This is a genomic window from Vibrio sp. D173a, assembly GCF_030248475.1.
The window spans coordinates 1-22944 of record NZ_JAHGAH010000108.1 but is presented as its reverse complement, the minus strand read 5'-3'; the positions used below and the strand labels follow the sequence as shown (position 1 = coordinate 22944).

Annotated in this window: 18 protein-coding genes and 1 pseudogene; 12 read left to right on the top strand and 7 right to left on the bottom strand. The window is 46.1% G+C overall.

The genetic code is table 11. The features are described from left to right. Positions 1-92: 92 nt before the first annotated feature. Positions 93-1223, bottom strand: coding sequence for an HlyD family secretion protein (locus KIV40_RS12035; protein ID WP_285349403.1), 1131 nt, complete (start codon positions 1221-1223; stop codon positions 93-95). Then, positions 1223-1609: a DUF3302 domain-containing protein gene (locus tag KIV40_RS12030; RefSeq protein ID WP_285349402.1), complete on the bottom strand. Its 387-nt coding sequence runs from the start codon at positions 1607-1609 to the stop codon at positions 1223-1225. Before KIV40_RS12030 ends, KIV40_RS12035 begins: the two co-directional genes overlap by 1 nt. A 146-nt stretch (positions 1610-1755) precedes the next feature. Between KIV40_RS12030 and KIV40_RS12025 the strand changes: the two genes are divergently transcribed. Further along, on the top strand, positions 1756-2646 hold the full coding sequence (locus KIV40_RS12025) for a DMT family transporter (protein ID WP_285349401.1): 891 nt from the start codon (positions 1756-1758) through the stop codon (positions 2644-2646). A gap of 82 nt (positions 2647-2728) precedes the next feature. Here the strand turns inward: KIV40_RS12025 and KIV40_RS12020 are convergent, their stop codons facing one another. From KIV40_RS12020 to deoD, 4 genes are all read right to left on the bottom strand, one after another. Beyond that, a complete protein-coding gene (locus KIV40_RS12020; RefSeq protein WP_285349400.1) occupies positions 2729-4312 on the bottom strand; it encodes a diguanylate cyclase in 1584 nt (527 codons plus the stop codon). Next, positions 4296-5780, bottom strand: coding sequence for a hypothetical protein (locus tag KIV40_RS12015; protein ID WP_285349399.1), 1485 nt, complete (start codon positions 5778-5780; stop codon positions 4296-4298). Before KIV40_RS12015 ends, KIV40_RS12020 begins: the two co-directional genes overlap by 17 nt. A gap of 169 nt (positions 5781-5949) precedes the next feature. Further along, positions 5950-7419 carry a hypothetical protein gene (locus KIV40_RS12010; RefSeq protein WP_011999378.1) on the bottom strand — a complete coding sequence of 490 codons (1470 nt, stop codon included), beginning with the start codon at positions 7417-7419 and terminating at the stop codon, positions 5950-5952. A gap of 68 nt (positions 7420-7487) precedes the next feature. After that, the gene (gene deoD, locus KIV40_RS12005; RefSeq protein ID WP_285349398.1) at positions 7488-8198 is read right to left on the bottom strand and encodes a purine-nucleoside phosphorylase; all 711 of its coding nucleotides are present in this window, start codon (positions 8196-8198) and stop codon (positions 7488-7490) included. A gap of 395 nt (positions 8199-8593) precedes the next feature. Here deoD and KIV40_RS12000 point away from each other — a divergent pair, with 395 nt between their 5' ends. The 4 genes from KIV40_RS12000 to KIV40_RS11985 are packed head-to-tail and all read left to right on the top strand — an operon-like array spanning position 8594 to position 12710. After that, positions 8594-9544, top strand: a complete 951-nt coding sequence (locus KIV40_RS12000) for a DUF523 and DUF1722 domain-containing protein (RefSeq protein WP_011999381.1) — start codon at positions 8594-8596, stop codon at positions 9542-9544. Continuing rightward, the gene (locus KIV40_RS11995; RefSeq protein WP_285349397.1) at positions 9534-10337 is read left to right on the top strand and encodes a MerR family transcriptional regulator; all 804 of its coding nucleotides are present in this window, start codon (positions 9534-9536) and stop codon (positions 10335-10337) included. The genes KIV40_RS12000 and KIV40_RS11995 overlap by 11 nt, the downstream gene beginning before the upstream one ends. A gap of 24 nt (positions 10338-10361) precedes the next feature. Continuing rightward, positions 10362-11777 (top strand): deoxyribodipyrimidine photo-lyase, encoded by a 1416-nt coding sequence (gene phrB, locus KIV40_RS11990; protein ID WP_285349395.1) that lies wholly within the window; start codon positions 10362-10364, stop codon positions 11775-11777. Positions 11778-11783: 6 nt separating this feature from the next. Beyond that, positions 11784-12710, top strand: a complete 927-nt coding sequence (locus KIV40_RS11985; RefSeq protein ID WP_005535211.1) for a L,D-transpeptidase family protein — start codon at positions 11784-11786, stop codon at positions 12708-12710. A gap of 26 nt (positions 12711-12736) precedes the next feature. Here KIV40_RS11985 and KIV40_RS11980 read toward each other — a convergent pair whose 3' ends face one another. Beyond that, a complete protein-coding gene (locus KIV40_RS11980; protein ID WP_005441096.1) occupies positions 12737-12985 on the bottom strand; it encodes an Lpp/OprI family alanine-zipper lipoprotein in 249 nt (82 codons plus the stop codon). Positions 12986-13386: 401 nt separating this feature from the next. Between KIV40_RS11980 and KIV40_RS11975 the strand changes: the two genes are divergently transcribed. The 7 genes and pseudogenes from KIV40_RS11975 to KIV40_RS11945 form a co-directional block, all read left to right on the top strand. Further along, positions 13387-14730, top strand: a complete 1344-nt coding sequence (locus KIV40_RS11975; RefSeq protein WP_285349393.1) for a DEAD/DEAH box helicase — start codon at positions 13387-13389, stop codon at positions 14728-14730. A 185-nt stretch (positions 14731-14915) separates the two neighbouring features. Beyond that, positions 14916-15089 (top strand): hypothetical protein, encoded by a 174-nt coding sequence (locus KIV40_RS11970; RefSeq protein WP_162999046.1) that lies wholly within the window; start codon positions 14916-14918, stop codon positions 15087-15089. A 389-nt stretch (positions 15090-15478) separates the two neighbouring features. Beyond that, on the top strand, positions 15479-17479 hold the full coding sequence (locus KIV40_RS11965) for a prolyl oligopeptidase family serine peptidase (protein WP_285349389.1): 2001 nt from the start codon (positions 15479-15481) through the stop codon (positions 17477-17479). Beyond that, positions 17480-19621 (top strand): TonB-dependent hemoglobin/transferrin/lactoferrin family receptor, encoded by a 2142-nt coding sequence (locus tag KIV40_RS11960; protein WP_285349388.1) that lies wholly within the window; start codon positions 17480-17482, stop codon positions 19619-19621. It abuts the gene before it with no gap. Between the two features lie 9 nt (positions 19622-19630). Then, positions 19631-21883, top strand: coding sequence for a proprotein convertase P-domain-containing protein (locus KIV40_RS11955; protein WP_285349386.1), 2253 nt, complete (start codon positions 19631-19633; stop codon positions 21881-21883). 25 nt (positions 21884-21908) lie between these two features. Further along, a pseudogene (locus KIV40_RS11950) lies at positions 21909-22712 on the top strand (DUF1566 domain-containing protein); the annotation flags it as partial. A gap of 104 nt (positions 22713-22816) precedes the next feature. Next, positions 22817-22944 (top strand): transposase DNA-binding-containing protein (locus tag KIV40_RS11945; protein WP_285349428.1); only part of this gene is annotated, 128 nt, incomplete at its 3' end.

Below are 22944 nucleotides of genomic sequence, written 5' to 3'. Positions count from 1 at the left end.
TGGGAATGCTATCTGTCTGGATGGCTAGAATGAAAACAGGGGCTGACTGTCAGCCCCTGATTACACCTTGTGATGGTTTTTTCACCTATAAATTAATGGTCTAGGTATAGGTAGTTTTGCCAGCTCTTCATACGAATAAGGACTTTGCGCATGATAGATACGTGGGTAAAGCTATCTGAGTAAACGGCGACTTCAACCGCTGTACCCATCGGCAGATGATACTCTTCTAAGTCATCCGTGATTTTTAATGTCACGAAAACGCGACCGCTGGTGCGCAGAGCTTCTGTTCCAAGCAGTGAGCCTCGAGCTTGGAATTGGCTCTCACCAATGGCTGGCAGCACTTCGACCACTTGACCTTTAAACACCTTGCCCGGTAGTGCACGGAACATAAACTCCGCTTCAAACCCAGCCTCTAGACGTTGCAATGAGTTCTGGCGAAACGCTGCCGTATAAAGCTTGTCTTCGGTATGGACAAAGGTCATTACTGGTGCGAGCGGCAAAGGTACAGCCATCACACCTGGACGCAGTGCCAATTGCGTTACATAGCCATCCGTTGGTGCGGTTACGACGGTTTGCTCTAAATTGAACTCAGCTTTTCTTAACTCGGCCAATAGTGACGCGACTTGCGTGTTTTCTCCACCCACTTCAGAATCGAGCGCGATTTGCGCCTGTTCTTGCTTTGATTGCGCCACTTCTAATGCTGCTTGCGCGGCCTTGAACGCTTGGCGACGAGTATCTAATTGTTGCTCGGTGAAGGCGCCACGATCGAAACCACGTTGGTAACGATCAAATTCGCGTTGCGCTTTATCACGTTCTGCAAGCGCTTTGATGACCGCAGCTTCTGCTTCTTGAACGCTAGACTCAAGACCAAGTGCGCCCTGGCTTGCTTCTTTTACTTTTGCTCTTAGCTTGTCTACTTCCGCTTGGTATGGAATTGGGTCTATACGGAAAAGTACATCACCTTTTTGCAGCGGTTGGTTTGGTTGAACCGGAACTTCAATGACTCGACCACGAACGCCCGAAACAACGGGGGTGGTTGAGAACACTTGGTTACCGATCTGACTAAAAGGGTGATTATAGTTCATCAATAAGATAAGTGTACCGACCAACACCACACCACCGAGTACCGCTGTTGGCACTGTCCACTTGTTAAGTGGGATATTAAAGATTTTGAAAATCGCGATACATAGCGCGGCGTAAGTCAGAACCAGTAGTAAATCCATTATTGTTCCTCCTTACCTTGTTCTTTTTGTGCTGGAGTGCTCGGTGCTGGCTTTTCGCCTTTTAGCGTAGAGACTTCTTTTCTCAATTCATTGACTTCATTAATTAGCTCTTCAAGGCGATGATGGATATCATGTGTTTCTTGTTCGAGTTGCTTGAAGCCCCAGCCTCGCTCTTTGCGCCACAATGCTGCCCATATCCATAGGAATGGCCAAAGTGCATGAAGTGTGAAAAGGCTCACCCAGCCTGCGTAGTGTATTGCGTCTTGGTGAGGGTGTTCACGCTGTTTTGCTATTTCATAAGGAATATCGTGAATCACGATGATTCCGTAGAAGATAACTAAAGCAACGAAAATGAGTAACCCAAGTGCAAAATAGTCTAAAAACATCTTACTTCCCTGTGCTTGTTGCTAAATAGAAAATAATTCGTAAATTAGTTGTTTAAGTATTTGATGAAACAATAAGTGTATCAAGTTATTTATAGCTCAATTCACAGTTATTGAGAGATACGGCATGGAATACGAAGGAGTAAACAGTGCTATATTCTGGTGAGATTGCCGCGATCAGCGCCGCAATTGTTTGGGCATGTGCGACTTGGATATACAGTCAATTCAGCCATCGTTTTTCTGCCATGCAAATTAACATTGTTAAAGGGGTGATCGCCTCGATGATGATGTTGGTCGTGATTCCTTTTCTCCCCCAAGGTCTGCCAAGCCAAATCGAACCTATTCACCTTGCTGTATTAGCAGTGTCCGGTGTCATTGGTATTGCCATTGGTGATAGCGCTTACTTTTCCGCGCTAAAACGTATCGGGCCAAATAAAACGTTATTGTTGGAGTCCCTTGCTCCACCGTTATCAGGCGTGCTTGCGTTGGTGTTTCTTGGCTCGGAGCTGACGCTACAAAGTTGGCTTGGTGTGGTAGTGACGACCGCTGCAGTCACTTTTGTTGTCTTTCAGCCCTCTTCAACAGGTGAAGAAACCAATTGGAGTGGTATCGGATTTGGTCTGTTGGCGAGTGTATGCCAAGCAACGGGTGTGGTGATTTCTCACTATGCATTGGTGGCAGGGGATCTTCCACCTTTGTTGGGGGCATTAATCAGACTCAGCATTGGTGTGGTTGCGGTTTGTTTGGTGATTAAAGTCGTTGAGCCAGCTCCGTTTAAAGGCATCAAGCAGCACATTCAAGAGATGGGTAATAAGGCGATGGGATGGCTGTTATTGGCGATTTTCGTCGGTACTTTCCTCGCGCTTTGGCTACAACAAATCGCTTTGAAATACGCCAACCCAGCGATTGCACAAACCTTAATCGCCACTAGCCCGCTGTTTATCTTGGTGATTTACGCTATGAAAGGTGAAAAGGTAGGAGCGAAGAGCGTGATTGGAACATTGGTCGCGCTCGGTGGCATTTCGCTGTTCTTTCTTTAAAGCATTCTCTTAGTTAGTTGAAGCAATATACAAAAACGCCCCAGTTTGAGCTGGGGCGTTTTTTATAGATTGAAAATCTGGCTTATAGCTCAGTACACACTTGGTTTCGACCACTGGCTTTCGCGCGGTATAGAGCTTTGTCGGCACGGTAGAAGGTGCGCTGAGTATTCTCACCCTCCCGATGTAAGGTAATGCCGATGGAGACGGTCAAGCCACGCTCGCCTAAGATTTCATGCCAACCAAACTGGTAAATGCGCTCGCGGTAGTTTTCGGCGTGCATTTCTGCCTTGGCAACCTCGGTGTTTTCTAGAATCACCAAGAACTCTTCACCACCGAAACGTACACACGATGAACCACGGAACTTGAAGTACCCAGAAAGCTCCTTGGAGACGTTCACAATGGCTTTGTCGCCCACTAAGTGGCTAAGCTCATCATTGATGGATTTAAAGTGGTCAATGTCGATCACCATTAGGGCAAATGGCGTATCGTGCAGCAACAAGTCTTTCAGCTTCACTTCTAGCCAACGACGGTTGTGGAGTGACGTTAACGGGTCGGTAAAGACATCTTGTTGAAGCTGAGCAACGGTGTTTTTGTGTTGTTTAGTGGTTTCTTTGAGCTCTTTGTTCTCAATCTCTGAAAGGATCAACTTGAGCTGTAATTCAAATCGACTTAGGCGACGCAGCTGAGTTGGGCCAAGTTCACAGATCGGAATATGTTTCACTAAATCAGATTCGACTCGGAAGGCTTTTTTCTCGTAGTTGAGCGCTTCTTTGAACAAGCCTTGAGACGCACACACTTGGCTCATCGCGTTATAAAAACGATTCGCGATCAAAGGCGATGTTTGCTCATTGATACGCTTCCCCGTAGAAGCTAACAATAGATTTGATAATGATTGATGACCAACTTCATTCAAACAGTAAGCCGTCTCGATCTTTACCATGGTCGAGAGCCAAACAGTATGTTGCTTGCCTGTTGCGTATTGAATCTGAGAGATAGCAAGTAGTGCTTTGTTGTACTCTTTTTGCAGTCGAAGCAACTTAGCTCGGTATAAATGAATTTGTCCTGTCAGATTTTTATCGCTGACGAGGATACTGAGCTCTTCGCACTCGCTTAAGAGGTCCGTCGCCGCGCCTATACGTTGCAAACTGATATAACAAGCTAGCATGTACAGCTTATAGCGTAATCTCAATGAACGGCTGCCGACGGCATGGTCAATCGCATCGATTTTTTGGTAGTAACGAAGAGCGCGGTTGTGGTCGCCATACGCGTCACAAAGGTTGCCCATGCCGATGATTGCCATAACATACTCATCGATATAACCGTATTCGACGGCAATGTTGGTGGAAGCAATGTACTCGGTGAGTGCAGAGTTATAATCGCCTTTTTCTACCAATCGGTCACTCAAGCTGGATTTGACAGAGAGGATATCCTCAACGTCTTCTGGCAGTTTAAGTAAATCGAGTGCATGACGCAGTTCTTCAATGCTCTCTTGTAGCTGTTTAATCTTACTTCGATATTCCGCGCTGATGATGTAGCAGTGCGCCTTCTCTTGATTGGTCGAGGCGATATGCAGACGGATGTGTTCCCATAGGATTAGCGCTTCTTCACCGGCAACGGAAGAGGGATCCATGCCAGCATCAGTCACCTTACTAAGCAGTTGTTCCATTCTTCATTACCTCAATGTGGCTCTCTTCCAACTGCTCTAAGGTGAACGGGAAGGTTAGGATGTCCTGTAGATAAAGTGTTGGCTTAGGGCCCGTTAAACCACGGCGTTTCCATGGATAGATGTCTAACATAGCGCAAATGGTGCGGTAGAGTTCTTCGGCTGCTTGGTCCTTTTCTGCAATCAACATCGCTAAGCGGTCACTGCTTAAGCGAGAGATAAGATCGCTAGATGTAGTGAGCGAATGGACCAACTCAGTACAGATGTCTAGGAAGGCCGGATCTGAGTGACGGATCATGATCACAGCATGGTTGGAGTGTTTTAGCTCGGTCTTGAATAGAACCAGTTGCTCCCACCAGTAAGTCTCTGACACCACGTTTGAGAACTGTTTCTCTGGATCGTATTCATGTTGGGCACGAATACGGTTAATGAGTTTTCGCGCGCGTTGTTCGAGTTGGCGTTTAGAGCCTCGCGCTTTGTCCATACTGACACGATGAGTTTGCTCTTTGAGCATCTTAAGTGCGTGTCGACGGTATTTTTGGAACGCTTGGAAAGCAAGCTCGTAATCGCCTTGCTCTTCGGCTACACGTGATTGTTGGAAACAAATTTGGCTGAGCAGTTCGCCGTTATCGAACGCGAGTGCTGATTGCTCGGCTAATTGCAGCAACCTTGCTGCACTCTCTGTGTTTTTACGCAGCAATTCCAGTCTTGCACGGCTGATAAAGGAATGCGCTTTCATCCACGTCAGGTCTTGCTCTATCGCAAGCTGTTGAGCTTTTTGTGTGGCTTCTTCTGCCGCATCAAGTCGCTCTAATCCTAGTAAAGCAAGGCCTTTGAAATCCCAGATCTCTGCTTGCCAAGTGCTGTCGTCGTGATCTCTGAGTACTTCTGTTGCACCATCAAGCACACTCAACATCTCAACGAAATTGTTCAGCAAGTAGTAATCCCATGCGAGCAGGATTCGGGCTTTGCCTTCTAGCCAAGCAATACGGACATTGTTTGCCACTTTCACTGCGAGTTCATGCGTAGAGGCGGCAAGCTTGTGTTCGTTGGTGATTCGCCAAACATTACCTAAGCCAATTAATGCTTCGATTTGGATCTCGATATCGTCGACCAAAGCCGATTGCTCTAGGGCATTAATCCAGTATTGTTGTGCAGAGTAATATTTGGCTTGTCCCCAATACTGCAGGGCAAATAAATGAAGGATCTTTGGAAGGTGATCGTCAGTATCAAGTTGAATTTGGAGGTTGTAAGCATCTTTGACCAGCTTTAAGCCATGTCGATAATCCATGCTACACCAGCAAGCATTAGACATTGCGATAAGCGCTCGAATCTCACCATCTACAAATAGAATTTGCTCTGAACGAATACGGCATTGCTCCGCGATTCGAAATGCTCGCTCAGGATCAGATTTTATCTGGCCTTCAAGGGCGTTGAGCTCGGCTTCGAGCTGAATTTGGCTTTTATCCAACGTTCACATCCATGACTATCGAACTGGAATTTACACCTAAAAACAAGTGGTTAGATGCGTATATCATTGCGGTGTAGAAAACAGTCACACCAATAAGGTATCGGATTCCGTAATGTATACCGCGCTCCGCGCTTATTTACCACTTCTAAATGAGTAAACTGTTAAATAATCATGATAACAATTGTTTGATCGTGAGTGGTGCGTCGGTGACTTTGAGCCTTTGAGCAGCAGTAAGTCCTTGCTTATCCTGATAGCACAAATTATGCCAAGCTCTGAATATATCTAAAAGAGGCAATATACCTGCAGGACGCAATTTGCGACGTGGCTCGTTGATAAAGCTTTCAAACAGCAGTTGAAAACGATTTTGATAGAATTGGATATGTCGAGTTGTGGCCACATTGAACCACGATTCCGGCTCATTTCTGTCGCCAGCTAAATAACAGATACCCTTATTGCACTCGTATTGGCTGGAGATCGCCCAGCGGTCACGCCACCAACTCATGTAGGCAATATCCACTTTACCAAATGGCGCGTTCATGTCCCAAATCGCGTCTTCTTCGACATACATCAGATCGACGCTTTTCTCTTTAATGCGAGATAAACAAACGCTCAACGCAGCAGAGCGGAGCAGGGGATCTTGAGGCATGTAGATAGAAACACGCTTTTCAGGGCAACACATATCCAACACATGGAGGTAGTGTGCATAAGAGGTGTAAGGCGGACGAATCAATGCGCCTTTTGATGGGTAGTGGAAGACAGAAAGGTTCCCCAATGGGTCTTCTACGTTGCAACGGGCCAAGATAGTTTGGTACTTCTGATCGATGCGTTCACGTAGCTTCTTAGATGGCGTTGGTGGCGGTTCGCTTGCTTCTGCAGTGTATTCTTGCGAAACGAAACGAGACACCTCATCGTATGGGTTGTGATCCATAGCAGCGATTGGCTCATCATCAGAAGAGTAGTTCACATGCTGACACAGAATGTAGCCTGAATGCGCTTCACCCGAAGCAATCCAATACACGCCATTGTTGCTGTTTGGTTGCAGGGCGACGTAGTTTGATGCCAGTTCATAATGCTTTGCATGGTTAACCCAACGAGCATCTATCGTCGCCAATTTACGGCGGCAACGGCTAGCAATATGGTCAACATGGTCGTAAAAGGTTTTTGGGTTGATGCTGAGTTTACGGCAGATTTCTCGAACGGAATAACCAGTAAACAATAAGCCCATCAAATTCTCTTGGAATTGAAGCTTTTTGTTGGCACCAGACCATTTATCGACAAAGGTACTTTGACACACTTTACAGCGGTAACGTTGGCGATCGCCACTGTAACCGAAAGCGTGATAGAGGTGTTTGTGCGTGTGGACAGAAAGTCCGAAGTTGTCGCAATCATCATTACGACAAGCAGGTAACCCGTCACTATGAACGTGACGCAGACGATGAAGTTCGTTCACTACATCGCGGTTATTAAGTAAGGGGGGGAAAGCTCCACATTCACGGCATACCATCGCCGGACGTTTAGGGTTAGCATGCTGCAAAACGTACCGCTTCGCATCACTCAATCCAAAGTTGTCACACGCCAATGTTTTACAAAAGTTGAGTTGTAACCCATCTGCGTCCCTTGGCAGTTCGCCGTTAGACACAATCGCCCCCTCGGGATAATTCGTGCAGCCGGTCAGGCTCCGGCTGCAATTTACTACTTAGAAGTTTCTTAGATGTTGATTGCTGTTTCTAATGCAACTTTCATCATGTCGTTGAACGACTTTTGACGCTCTTCTGAGCTTAGTTTTTCACCACGAATGATGTGGTCAGAGACCGTTAGGATAGTTAGTGCTTTCGCGCCTAGGTCTGCAGCCACACCGTAGATACCAGCCGCTTCCATATCTACACCTAGGATGCCTAGTTTTTCCATCTTCTCGAAGATGTCTGCTTCTGGTGTATAGAACAGGTCTGCAGAGAATACGTTACCAACTTTTACTGGAACTTCTTGAGCACGCGCTTGGTTTACCGCTTCTTCTAGAAGGCCGTAGTCAGCGATTGCCGCGAAGTCGTGGTTGTTGAAACGGATACGATTTACTTTTGAGTCTGTAGATGCACCCATGCCAATAACAACGTCCATTAGTTTCACGTCGTCACGTACTGCACCACAGCTACCTACACGGATAACGTTTTTCACGCCGTACTCAGCGATTAGCTCGTGTGTGTAGATACAGGCTGATGGGATACCCATACCGTGGCCCATTACAGAAACTTTTTTGCCTTTGTAAGTGCCAGTAAAGCCGAACATGTTGCGAACGTCACAAACTTGTGTCACATCTTCTAGGAACGTTTCTGCGATGTATTTAGCGCGCAACGGGTCGCCTGGCATTAGAACTGTTTCAGCGAAATCACCTGGTTGTGCGTTAATGTGTGGGGTTGCCATAAGTGCTCTCCAAAGTTTTGTTCAGGTAAAACGCATCAATTATAGATGCTATTACCAATTCTGTTGAACTTGTTCGTTTTCGTTGAGGCCATAATATCGGGACAGGGTAAGGGGACTTGAGAGTTAAGTCACAAAACGGTCGGTTCTAGTGTTTAAATAATCTTTTGATAACCAAATCTGTTGAAAGCAAAAAGGCAATCGATTTGCTTTTGAGCAGTTTGTCGATTGCGTGCACAAAATCCCTATATCGCCCTCAAATTTTTTCTTCAAATCGTCTGATCTAAATCCTATATGAATGAGTAAAACGATTAAATTGTACAATTTATTTTCTTGTACAATGTTAATTGACTTGCTATAAGTTGTACAACAAAACATTTTGTATAGGATGCTTCGTTATGGAATCTTCAATCAAAGTCGGTATCAGCTCTTGTGTACTTGGAGAACGAGTACGTTTCGATTCGGGACATAAAATCAGCAACTTCGTAACGAAGGAATTAGACGGCTACTTCAGCTTTGTGCCAGTTTGCCCTGAAGTTGGTGTAGGCATGTCTGTGCCGCGTCCTACTATCCGCCTAGTCAGCAATGAAGAACGTATTGCATTGGTCGAGACAAAAAATCCTGACAACGACCACACAGAAAACATGCTCGCTTATTCCGAAAATAAAGTGAACGAACTACAAGGTGAGCAACTGTGCGGTTACATCGTTTGCGCTAAGTCGCCGACTTGCGGTATGGAACGTGTAAAGGTGTACAGCAAAAACAATGCGGCAAAAGAAGGTGTTGGTTTGTACACCAAAACGTTAATGGAAAAAATGCCGTGGTTACCAGTAGAAGAAGACGGTCGCCTGAACGATCCGGTATTAAAAGAGAACTTCATTACGCGTATTTATTGTTTGAATGACTTTTATGAGTCAATGGGTGGAGAGCCAACCCGCGGTAAGATTGTCGAGTTTCACTCGCGCTACAAGCTGACGCTGATGGCGCACCACCCAGAATCGTACCGTTCTCTTGGTCGATTGGTGGCTGATGTAGCGAACTATGAAATCGATGAGTTTTACAGCCAATACCGTCTGGGCTTGATGCAAGCACTACAAAACCGTGCCAGCCGCAAAAATAACACCAATGTGTTGATGCACTTACAAGGCTACTTTAAACGCTCATTAACTTCTGACGAGAAAGCAGAACTTGCGACCGTGATCAGTGACTACCGCACAGGGTTATTACCACTGCTTGCGCCGCTAACGTTAATTAAGCACTATCTCAACGCGTACCCAGATGCGTACTTACAAAAACAGAAATATCTAGAACCATACCCACAGGAGATGAGACTTCGTTATGGATTGTAGCCAAGAAGAAAAACTATACGCGATTCGAGATGTATCTGAGCTAACGGGTGTAAAGCCCGTTACTCTGCGCGCTTGGCAAAGACGCTATAACTTGATCCAACCGCAAAGAACTGATAAAGGGCACCGCCTATATCGTCAGCAAGATTTGGACACAATACGAGAGATTCAAGGTTGGTTGGCTAAGGGCGTTGCTATCGGCAAAGTGAAGGGACTGCTAGGACAAGACTCAGACGTTGATGTGTCAACAGACAACCAGCGTTTGGAAGAAGTTGAAGTGATGTTGAAAGCGTTGTCGGAGCTTAATCGTGGCAAAACGGAAACGCTCCTGTCTAACGTATTAAAAGAATACCCACTTAATATTGTGATTGAACAGCTGATCAATCCGGTGTTTGAAGCATTAGATCTAGTGAAAGTCTCGCTGCGTTCATTGCAACTTGGTTTGTTCCAAACGTGTCTAATCACTCGCCTCGCCCTAGTGGTGGACTCAGAGAATAAAGCCGCGTCTAAAGGGAGATGTCTGCTGGTGAGCTTCGAGCAAGTTCGTGACTCAGAGAGCTGGATTCAAGCCGCAAAACTGTGTGAACAAGGCTACCACATCACCTTAATCGACAAAGTCGAAGATGTGTCTGGTTTGATTGGGCATGATGTACTTGCTCGTTATCAGCAAGTGCATTTCTTCTCGAACAAAGCGCTGCCGATCAAACAGGTGGAAGCGTTAACCGCATTGCAAACACGAGCACCTGAGCAAGTTCAATTTTCTGAAGTCATCGAGAAACTTCATTTCGCTAACTAGCCCAATAATAGGTAAGGAGAGGACATGATTCTGGTTTGGTTTCGACGTGATCTGAGAACGTTAGACCACACAGCGTTAAAGGCTGCCTTGGATACGGGGCAACCTGTTGTGGCTGCTTTTGTTTCGACACCGGAACAATGGCAAGAGCATAATATGGCGCCAATGCAGGCAGACCTGATCGCGCGACGCTTGGTGCATCTCGATGAAGAACTCGCAGACCTCAACATACCGCTTCTATATAAAGAAGTGCCCAAATTTTCTGACGTGACAGGGGTCATCAAAGATTGGGCATTATCGTTAAACGCGAAAAGCGTGATGGCAAACATCCATTATGAGGTCAACGAACAAGCGTTAGACAGGGAAGTAGCGGATGTTTTAGCTAAAAGCCAAGTCACGTTTGAAGCTTTCCACGACAAATGTGTTCATGCGCCTACCACGGTGTTAAACAAGCAAGGTGAATATTTCAAGGTATTCACGCCATTCAAACGCGCTTGGTTGTTGAAATTCCAAATGCCAATGGTGTCGAAACCAGAACCACAAGCTGAGATTCCTCAAGAAGTGATCCAGCCGCTTGAAGCCGATCGCTACCATGCAGACGTACCTTTCACTTACCCGCGTGAATCCAGTGACCAATGGTACGACTCAACTATTGATATTGTGCATCACTTGCGAGAATTCGCTCGAGAGCGCAGCGATGCTTATCAAGAGAAAAGAGATCTTCCTTCTGTTGATGGTACAAGTCAATTGTCTCCATATCTCGCCATTGGTGCCCTGTCGCCAAGACAGTGTATTGCTCGTCTTTATGCAGAGAGCCCACATACTGACCTTACGGACGGGAAAGCGACGTGGCTAAGTGAAATCATCTGGCGCGAATTTTACCAACACTTATTGGTGTTTGAACCAAAACTGGTGAAAGGTAAAGGCTTCATTCCTTGGGAAGATAAGATTGAATGGTCTTATGATGAGGCGGCGTTCGAGCGTTGGAAAACTGGAACAACAGGGTACCCAATTGTTGATGCTGCGATGCGCCAACTAAACACGACGGGTTGGATGCACAACCGCCTACGCATGATAGTGGCAAGCTTCTTAACCAAAGACCTACACATCGACTGGCGTTGGGGTGAGGCGTACTTTATGAGCAAGCTGGTGGATGGAGACTTCGCTGCGAACAACGGTGGTTGGCAATGGTCGGCGTCTACCGGATGTGATGGGCAGCCTTACTTCCGCATTTTTAATCCAATCAGTCAGGGTGAGAAATTTGACTCTGATGGCGCATTTGTTCGCTATTGGGTGCCGGAAATCAAACAGGTACCAAACAAATTTATTCATAACCCATGGCTATGGAGCGGCTTTAATTTACTGGATTATCACAAGCCGATGGTTGATCACAAGGTAGAAAGAGAGATAACCTTACGGCTCTTCAAAAACGCCAAGGAATAGAGAGAGATGCCTAGCAAGAAGCGTCCAATGAGTATCGCTAAACGAACCCTGTTGTCTGTATCGTTGTCTTTAGTGAGTGGTTTGTCATTCGCAAAGATGTATGAATTACCGGAGGATGGGGCTCGTGTAATAGGCCGCATGGAAAATCATGTGGTTGAACAGGGCGAAACCATGGCAAACATTGCTAAGCAGTACGATGTTGGCATGCTGGCGTTAATGGCGGCCAACAAAGGCGTAGACCCTTTTCTACCAAAAGAAGGGCACGTACTGACGATTCCTACTCAGCTTATCCTTCCTGATGTCCCTCACAAAGGCATTGTCATCAACTTGGCTGAATTGCGTCTGTACTACTTCCCAGCAAAAGAAAACGTAGTACACATCTTTCCAGTAGGGATTGGTCGTATTGGCCGTGACACGCCAGAAATGACCACGAGCATCAGTCAAAAGCGCCCAAACCCAACTTGGACACCACCTTCTTCGATTCGAGCAGAGTACAAAGCGAAGGGCATTGATTTGCCTGCAGTAGTACCAGCAGGTCCAGATAACCCGTTAGGTATGTTTGCACTTCGCTTGGCCTATGGCCATGGTGAGTACTTGATCCACGGTACCAACAAAGATTTTGGCATAGGTATGCGCGTTAGTTCGGGCTGTATTCGTATGGATCCTAACGATATCGAATGGTTGTTCGACAAAGTTCGTCGTGGTGAAAAAGTGAAAATCATCAATCAACCTGTAAAAGTGACGCTAGAACCGGATCGCAGTGTGTTTGTTGAAGCGCATGAACCATTGACTCGCAGTAATGGCGAGAAAGATCATCTACAGATCCCGAAAGAGTTGGATTGGTGGCTTGATGAATATGGGATGACGAATGCGAAAGCAAAAGCAGCGATTGCTGCGCAGAATGGTGTTCCAGTAGAAATAACCGCGCCTTAACAAGCGTTAAAGCGCGGAATCACACCTTACTTAGTGTAAGACTGAGCGATGTTGTCGATACGCTCGTTAGCACGTGCAGCTTCTTCTTGAGCTGCCATAGCCGCGTCGTTAGACTTTTGAACGTCAGATTGTAGAGACTGAACGTCTTGGCTTAGTTGGCTAACTTGGTTGCTTAGTTCGTCTAGTTTAGTAGCTGTTGCTGCTTCGTCAGAAGAAGCACAACCTGCTAGTAGAAGTACTGAAGTTGCTGCAGCTGCGATCAACGTTTTGTTCATTTTAGAACTCCTTGCCTGTAGTGAAAGTACTAAGCTATACGTTTTGTGTCATATAGTCATAGTGTTAAATGTGAATACATTCTATCAGTACATGATGTAGCAAAAGTCAAAAAAATCCAAGGATTTCATAGAGTACCTGATACGGACGCTAACATTTAGCTTACATAAGTGAGCGATTACTCACCTGATAACGCCAGTATCAGGTAGTACAGCAGCTCTTTTGCCACTCCCTGATATCAATAATTTAGACGATATTGACATAAATGAAAGTTTCTAAGTGGAATTAGTTTGTGTGATCTCTATCTATACTCCTATGATTTGCGGTATTATACCGGGCTTTTATTTTTTGCTGCGTTAGAGCGGAAACGACACTGAAAAAGCGCTCAGACGCTGATTATTTATTGGAGAATACTTTGCAATTTAAAGATCTAGGCCTAGACAACCGATTGTTGAAGAACCTAAAACACTACGATTTCAAAAAAGCGACTGACATTCAGCAGCAGGCGATTCCTGTTGCGATTGCAGGCAAGGATCTATTGGCATCTTCGAAAACGGGTTCGGGTAAGACTTTGGCGTTTGTATTGCCAATGCTGCACAAGTCGTTAAAGACTAAGTCGTTTTCTGCAAAAGACCCGCGTGCGGTTATTCTTGCACCTACGCGTGAGCTAGCAAAGCAGGTATATGGCGAGCTTCGCTCAATGCTTGGTGGTCTGACTTATGACGCAGCATTGATTCTGGGTGGTGAGAACTTCAACGATCAGGTAAAAGCGCTTCGTCGCTACCCTAAATTCATCGTTGCGACACCAGGACGTCTGGCGGACCACCTAGAACATCGTTCTCTATTCCTTGATGGTTTGGAAACATTAGTTCTTGATGAAGCGGACCGTATGTTGGATCTGGGCTTTGCGCCAGAACTTCGTCGTATTCACAAAGCAGCGAAACACCGCCGTCGTCAAACTCTGATGTTCTCAGCAACACTTGATCACGCAGAAGTGAACGACATTGCATCAGAGATGCTGAATGCGCCGAAGCGTATCGCTATCGGTGTATCTAACGAAGAACACAAAGACATCACTCAGAAATTCTACTTGTGTGATCACCTAGATCACAAAGAAGCGATTCTGGAGCGTGTGCTTGAAGAAGCAGAATACCGTCAGGTGATCATCTTTACAGCGACACGTGATGACACTGAGCGTCTAACGAACAAGCTGAATGAGAAGAAGCTTAAAGCGGTCGCGCTAAGCGGTAACTTGAATCAGACTCAACGTAACACCATCATGAGTCAGTTTGAGCGTGCTGTATTTAAGATCCTAGTAACAACAGACGTTGCATCTCGTGGTCTTGATATCGCAACAGTAACGCACGTTATTAACTTCGATATGCCGAAGCACACAGAAGAGTACGTTCACCGTGTTGGTCGAACTGGTCGTGCGGGTAACAAAGGTGACGCAGTGTCGCTTGTTGGTCCTAAAGACTGGGACAGCTTTAAGCGTGTTGAAACTTACCTACAACAAGATTTGAACTTCTCTGTATTTGAAGACTTGAAAGGTAAATTCAAAGGTTTGAAACCGCGTAAACCTGACTTCCGTAACAAGAAGACAGAAACTAAGAAAGCGCGCCCTCAAGCGAAGAAAACACCGAAGAAACCAGCTAAGCGCGATAAAGGTTTCTACCAAAACATGGCAGTGGGTGACAATGTGTTTATCCCTAAGAAAAAGCCTGCGGCACCAAGCTCTGAAGATTAAGTATTCACTTGGCACCTGACGCGAAACGATTTCAAATCCGAGCTTATAGCTCGGATTTTTTATGCCTGAATTTTGCCTTCAAGACCTCTTATGTTTATCAATCCTAAACATAGGTTAAATAGTCTTTGGTTTTTCTAAACGCCATCTTTGCTTAGCATAAGTATCCAGAAACAGGAGACAAGAATATGTATCAAGAAGAGCAATGGTTAGAACAAGTCGATATGAGTTTGACGGACAAGCAATCTAGAGCATTGGGGTGGGAGAAGCGTAGCGTCTTGGTAGAAATGTTTTCATTCCTATGTATCGCATTGGTGAGTTGTACATTGGTGTTTACCGGAGGCGGTCACCATGATTACTGAGAAATCACAAATGGGGGAGTTGATTAAATCGGTTGTCGTTTCTTCACTCTACTTCTTCGGATTTCTCGCTTTACTCTGGGTTGTGACTAGCCACGTTTTCTAGTTTACCTTTCTTTGTTAAACCCCACGACAAGAGAAGCAAAAGTCGTCACCTTAGTAGGTGGCGTTTTTATACTTAGCCCATTAGTATTTTTCACTACCACACCTTTCTACGAGTCTATCGCTCGGCAAACACTTTTGTCTGTTAACTAAACGTTTGCGCAACAAAAGCCAATAAAATCAATACACAAAATATTAAATGATAATTGATCTCATTTTCATTTAAAGGCAGAATACGCGAAATAATATTAATCCTATAAATAGTTGTGCCGTTTATATGAAATTTAATCATGTTTTTTTTGGGGCTTTTAGCGCTCTCTTTACCCAGTGTCGCCGCGGATAATTTTGATTGGTTGAGAGACGATTCAAGACAAGATGAGCGAGTCCTTTCTTATCTCAAGAAGCAAAACCAGAAAACAGAACAATTTCAGAAAAGCTATGACGAGATCACTCAACACCTGTTGAGCCAATGGGAAGCCATGGTTGCAGAAAAAGGTGACAAGCCTTGGGTGATTAAAAACGGCCAAGAGTGGAATCTAACTCGCCGACAAGGCAACTTCGTTTTGTTGTCACGAGCAGATAAAAATGCGCAAGACAACGTGGTTTACGATTTCTCTTCTCGCCAAGAAGAACGTCAATACTTCCAAATTGGTCAATGGCGTATTCAAGACGATTCTTTGTTGTTTACAGAAGATATTGATGGCAGCGAGCTGTACCATGCTGTGCTGGTGGAGCTCAATAATGGCAGAGTGCACAAACTGATTAGCAATGTGGACAATGGTGTTCTGCTCTCACCAAATGGCAAATTTGCTTTCGTCGTCTCAAAAGAAGCGAAAACTCAACGTCCTTACCAAATCGTGCGAATTAACACTCAGACCAATGAGCAGAAAGTACTTTGGCAAGAAGACAAGACCGATTGGCTCATGTCGTTCTATGCCGCAGCCGACCCGCGTTTCGCACTGGTACAAAGTAACAATGAATCGACCACCGAACAAAAGATCCTAAACCTTGATTCTGGAGAGCTAACGGCCTCGTTACGTAAACCGGAATCCGGTGTGGAGTATTATGCGGATGTTGCTCAAGGCAGAGTCTTTATCAACAGCAATCTTAATGGTCAGTTTGGTTTGTTTGAAACTGAGATGCCAGAGAAAGATGTGAGCACTGTTGAGTCGAATTGGAAGTCTTTCTTACGCTCAGAAAACGGTTTAGAGCAATTCTATTTGTATGAAGCGGGACTTGTGGCATTAACTAAGCAAGACAATCAAACGACAATCTCGGTTTACTCTTACGATGGCAAGGCGAAAAAAACGCTTCCGTTAGAGTCGGACGGGCGAGTTGCTTGGTTGAGCACTCTTGGTGACTACCGCTCTAACAAAATCCGCATTCGTAGTATGTCGATGACGACACCGCCGTTGTGGGAAGAGTTTGATGTTAAAGCACAGATAAAGACAAATCTCTCGCAAGATATCTATCACGGTTTCTCTAGCCAGGATTATGTTTCTCAACGCATTATGGTCAAAAGTCATGGTGTGGAAGTGCCGGTTTCTCTTGCTTACCGCAAAGATAAGCTCAGCGACAACGCTCCTGTTGTACTGTACGGCTATGGTGCTTATGGGTTTACCATGAAACCTTACTTCATGCCTCAAACCGTGAGCTTACTGGAGCAAGGTGTTATCTACGCGATAGCGCATGTTCGTGGTGGTGGATATTTTGGTGCTGACTGGCACGAGCAAGGCCGAGGCGTTCTTAAAGCTAACTCTATCAATGATTTCACGGCGGCTGCGCAAGCGCTTAAACACTTTGATGGTGGTGAACGTGATGTCTACGCGATTGGATCGAGTGCTGGAGGTACTTTGGTCGCCGGCTCCATCAACCAAGCTCCTGATTTATTTGCTGGCGCGGTGATGAAGGTTCCATTTGTCGATGTCGTTGCCAGTATGTCCGATACGACGTTACCACTTACCGCACAACAATATGGAGAATGGGGGAATCCGACACTCCCAGAGCAGCTCAAAGCGATGCAAGCTTATGATCCTATTCTCAATATCCACAAAGACGCTTACCCACCCATGTTGGTTCAAATCGGATTAAACGACCAACGTGTGCCTTATTGGGAAGGTGCAAAGTATCTCGCTCAAATTTTGTCGACCAGTGAATCGACAGGCCCTTATTTGTTGCAAACGGATTTTCACTCTGGCCACCGCATGGACCCAAGACAGACAAGAGAGCAACAAGCGAAGGAATACGCATTTCTACTATCACTCATTAAAACATCTAAAGCGGAGCAGTAAATGAAGCTTACCCCAGAGTCAGCGGCAGTACTTTCGGTACTTGTTGCCAGTCAAGTGCACGCCGAATCTAAGGTTTTCTCAATGGAAGAGGTGGTCGTAACCGCCAATAAAATCGATCAGCCATTGTCAAAACTGGCAGGTAGTGTCGCCGTTATCACAAACGAGCAAATCGAAGAAAGAGGCGAGACCGAGCTTTATGATGTGCTGCGCAACGAACCTGGTGTAAGCGTGACGGGCGGTGCAGGACGTCCGCAGAACATTACCATCCGTGGTATGACGGGTTACCGCATTATGATCGTTCGTGATGGCATTCGTTCTGCGGATGGCTTCGGTGCAAACGACATTAATGATGCAGTTGGGCGAGATACTTTTGATTTATCCAATTTTGAATCACTGCAAATCATTAAAGGGGCAAGCTCTTCTGTCCATGGCTCTGGCGCGATCGGCGGTGTGGTGATTTTAGAATCCAGTCAGCCGGGTGATTTCTTAAAAGACAAAGATTTCTACACCGATGTTTCCGGTACTTACACCGATATCAGCAACAAGTACAAAGGCACGAGTAACCTAGCTTTCCGCTCCGGTGATACAGAGAGTTTGTTTAACGTTTCATACTGGCAAGGGCAAGAGACACGTAACTTTGATGAAGATTTGTATAACCGCGATCTAGATGGTTACAGCGGTGCTTATACGATCAACCACTTTCTCAATGAAGAGGTGATGTTGAAAGCTAAAGCGGAACTCTACACTCAGAATCAAGAGCGTCTGGAGGGTTCACCGTCCATTCAACCTGATGGCATCTGGCATATTGAAGACTTTGCTGAAGATGAAACCTCCGAAGAGTACAGCGCTTACATTGGTGCAGAGGTGACACCAATTAGTCCAACTTGGTTCGAAGAGTTGGACACCAAAGTGTACTGGCGTCACACCGAAGTCGTGGAAGACACCAACCGTTTAATGCGTCAAGTGGATCACAATGGTTTGATCACCAAACGTCGCGAGCTGGAACACAAAACCTTCATTGACGAAACAATAGGCTTCCGTGGTGACTTCACCAATACGATTTATGCAGCAAATGCAGAGCACCAATTGGCTTATGGTGTCGAGCTGTCTACTGACTATTACGAGCGCACAGATAGCGATTCCAAGATTGATTGGAATGGGGTAACGCCTTCGACCAAACAACCTTTCGCTCCTGCTCGTGCTTATAACATTGGTTTGTACGTTCGAGATATGGTCGAACTGGATAAATGGACCATCACAGGTGGCCTACGTTTTGATGCACACCGTCTAACGCCGGACGATGAGGGTGAAGTGGGCGGCTTCCCATTAAAAGACATGGATAGCTCAGAGGTGTCTCCAAGCCTGTCGGTTTCTCGTGAAATGTTTGCTAACAACATCGTGTATGTGTCGTACAACCACGGTTACCGTGCTCCGGAATACGACAAAGCATATGGCTTCGTGAACCATGATTTCGTACCGCTAACGCCTTTTGTTATCGCGCCTAACTTAGAGCTAGAAGCCGAGACTTCGGACTCATTTGAAATCGGTAACAAGTTCGATAACGGTCGTGCGTATGTCTATGCGTCTGTGTTCTACAACAAGTTTGAAAACTTCATCGATGTTGTGACCACAGGCTTTGACTCAAGCACTGGGAATTACATCAAACAGTACCAAAATCTTGATGGCGTAGAGACGTATGGCGCAGAGCTTTCTGCGGGTTACACGCTCACCAAACAATGGGACATCAGCACTAAGTTTGGCTACGTAGATGGCAAAGACGCGGAAGGTGAAAACGTTCGAAGCATTACGCCATTCGAAGGTAACGCTCAACTAAAATACGCCAACCAAGACTTCAACGCTTACGTGGCTTGGAACTGGGCCGCTGCCATGGATCGCGTTCCTAAATGCCAGACCACACTTGGTCTAGCGACAGAGTGTGCGCATACAAGCGCGTGGAATACGTTTGATCTTGGCGCAACTTACCACGTTTCCAAAGACCTTCGTGTTAGCGCAAACATCGTCAACTTGTTCGACAAAGAGTACATCCGATACCAAGACGTAGCGGGTATCGCTGAGGAAAGTAAGCGTTACTCAACTGAGCCTGGGCGCTACTTCACGCTAAATGCAAAATACGAATTCTAGGACGAAATCATGAAGCTAAAACCATTGGCGTTTTCATTGCTTATTGCATGTACCCCTGCGGTGCAGGCTGCAGAGAGGGATTATCCCGCAACGGACTCTGTGGTAACGAATGAAGCGCAAGCGAAAAATTATCTAGACAGCCACTACTCAGAAGCGGGCGAGTTTAAGTTCCGTTACAAAACCCAGTCTCAGCTTGGTGAGCATTACAATTTTGATATTTGGGTAAACGGTGAATATAAAGCACAGCGCACCCTCGTAGTAACAACCGATAAAAATCATCACGTTGTGCGAGTGTTTAAGAGCCTTGAAGATACGATCATTCGCAACGGTAAACCAACGGTTGCAATGGAATTGGAATCACCTCGCCAACTGCAAGCACAAGAGCCACCTGCTTTGAGCTCTGGAAGTCTGGTTAATGTTGAGGTTTCTTTATTCAACCCAGATCTTCGCACCATGCAACAGCAAGCGGCACCAGAATCTACGTGGTCAGCACTGTCCGATTACCCTCAGCCGATCGAGTACGTCACCAAGTCGATTGAGGTTTTAAAGTCGGGCGGTAAGTTCTATCTCTCTAACCCAAGATTAAAGCAAGTGGATGCGACGGGCTTATTTGCAGCCCCAGCACCTGGTGAAGCGCCTGTACTCGATACGTTGGACTTCCTCAGCGCAGAAGGGGTTCAAGCATTTGACAGTGTTGATGAGATGCAAAGCACCGAGTTTGGTGACAATGCGTTCCCACAGTTGATGGCTTTTTATCATCTTGATAGCTCGATCCAATATCTGACAAGCCTGACTTACGACTTGTTTGACGAACCGCTTCGTTTTGATGCTCGCGGTTTATCAAAAGATAACTCTACTTACTATTACGGTCCGAAAGCTCTCATGCTGGGTGTCGGTGGTGTTTCTCCGGATGCAGTCGATGCTGATGTCGTGATACATGAGCTTGGGCATGGCATTCATTACCAAATCGTACCGGATTGGGCGTACGGTCACACTGGTGCTATCGCAGAAGGTTTTGCTGATTACTGGGCGGGCAGCGCGAGCTACCGCACTCAATATTTGGATGCTTCGCGTCGTGGTCAAGAATTCGAGTTAGATACGGTGTTCAACTGGGACGGTGTGTTCGGAACACGCAAAACAACTCGTAGCTTATGGAACCAAAGAGCGCGTTACTTCGAGGGCTCAGAGTATCCAGCGCACGTTAGTGTGGGCGGTGAGCTCGGTGACGAGCTATGGTCAACGCCACTATTCCAAGCGCTTAAAGCATCGGTTGAACGATACGGTGATGATACCGATAGCGTGTTCCGCGAGTTTGACGCCATTGTTCTTGAAGGTATGTATGGCATTGGTCGTGGCGTGAAAATGCATGATCTGGCGGAATCGACCGTGTTTGCCGCAAACACCTTGTTCCCAAATAAAGATTACGCCCAATTCCTGACGGACAGCTTCAACAAACACAACTTACTTAAAGCGCCTCTTCGCGTTCGCTATAACGCTCGATACATCGCACAAGGTCAAGACGTGGGTGTGAGCCTGAGCCAAACTGGCCGCGAAGCGAGCATCAAAGGGCAATGGCAGCTAAACAACGCATCCGTTTTCGACTTTGATGAAACGCTTTCTGACTCGACCTCAATGAAGGTAGCGTTACCAAGCGGTCTGACATGCGGAACGCAATTCGATTCCTCTATTTCATTGGATTACCAATTTGCAGAAGGCTTAAAGACTCATCAGTGGAGTGAAAAGGTGATGCTGGTTAATGGTACGCCAGAGCTCGATATCCAGCCTCAATCAGTGAATTCTGCTTTGCCGGAGCAGGGCGACAGACTGTTCTCTCAGACGCTATCGGATAAGTCACTCACGATTGATGATTCGTTTGCGGTTTACCTGAACATCGAACATGACTCACTGCAAGATCTGCAAGTGACGCTTGTGTCTCCACAAGGCAAATCGGTCGTGCTACTTGGCCATCAATCGAGCAATACCAATGGATTTAAAGGTTACTTCACAGCTCAGTATGACGAGGAGTTACAAGCACTTGTCGGTCAACCGAGTTGGGGAACTTGGCGTCTCGAAGTGTCTGACCGCGTGTCAGGGAACTCTGGGGTGTTGAAAGAGTGGGGTGTGAGTCACTTTGCTCAGTATCAGTGTAGTGCTGATACCACTAAAGAAAGCAGTGGTGGTGGTTCAGGTGGCAGTGGCTCGCCTTGGACCTTGTTAGGACTTCTCCTGCTTTCAATGGTGAGAGTGATTCGCTCTCGTTAATTAAAATCAAAAGAAGATAAAATCTATGAAGTTTCAATATTCTTTCGTTGCTATGTCACTAGCTCTAGCAGGCTGTGGCGGTGGTTCTGGTGGTGATACGTCGGCACCAACCTATGATGTAGCTGGCACCATCGTTTCTGCAGGTACACTTCTTGATACGCCAGTGTGCATCGATTTAAACCAAAACTACGTTTGTGATACCACTGAACCGAGTGCTAAAACGGATAATGCCGGTAAATTTAGCCTGACTTCAAGCAACAAAAACGTATTAACCAGCACCATTCTTGCTCAAGTTGATCAAGGTTCAAACCAAACGTTGCGTCTTGCGGCTCCTGGCCAAAACTTAGCAACGGGCAACACGGTCAATGGTGTAACAACGTTGCTCGCAGGTCTTGTAATTGACGGTAAAACCGTTGCTCAAGCTGAAGAGATCGTAAAAGCGCAACTCACCGATGCCAGCGTTTCTTTGTCTGGTACGGTAATGTCTAACGCACAAGCCAGCGAGCTAGACAAGCTAGAGCAAAACACGGTTGCGCTATTAGCTGCGATGCAACCACAACAAATGACCAAAGGCGTAGCACTACTTGCTCAAAGCCTTAGCTTCCAAGGTAAATCGTTGGCTTCTGATCTTCTGTCTGAAGCGGAAGTGAGTGCATTTGCTGAAGAAATTGCAGCGGTTGCTGAACAAACGGTTGGCAGCAACGATACGGGCGCCGTTCTTCATTTTGCTGAGGGCGCAGCAGACGTAGCAGAGGTTCAAGCTTCTTACCCTGGTCAAGATGCGGAATACGGTTTCGACAAAGAGGACAAGCAAACGTCGACAGGCGCCTGTCTCTTATACACAAATCCCCAAGCTTATAGCTTGGGGATTTTTTTGAACTCTTTCAAGTGTGTGTGATCTGATCACTTAGCAATCATTACTGAAACACTAAGATGACACACTCAGACGCTAAACTTTGGGCACAAGAACAATTTGGACAAGCACAACTTAAAGACCCTCGAAGAACACACCGCCTCATCAGCTTAGCGACTTCTATTGCTAATCAACCAGGAGTCTCCGT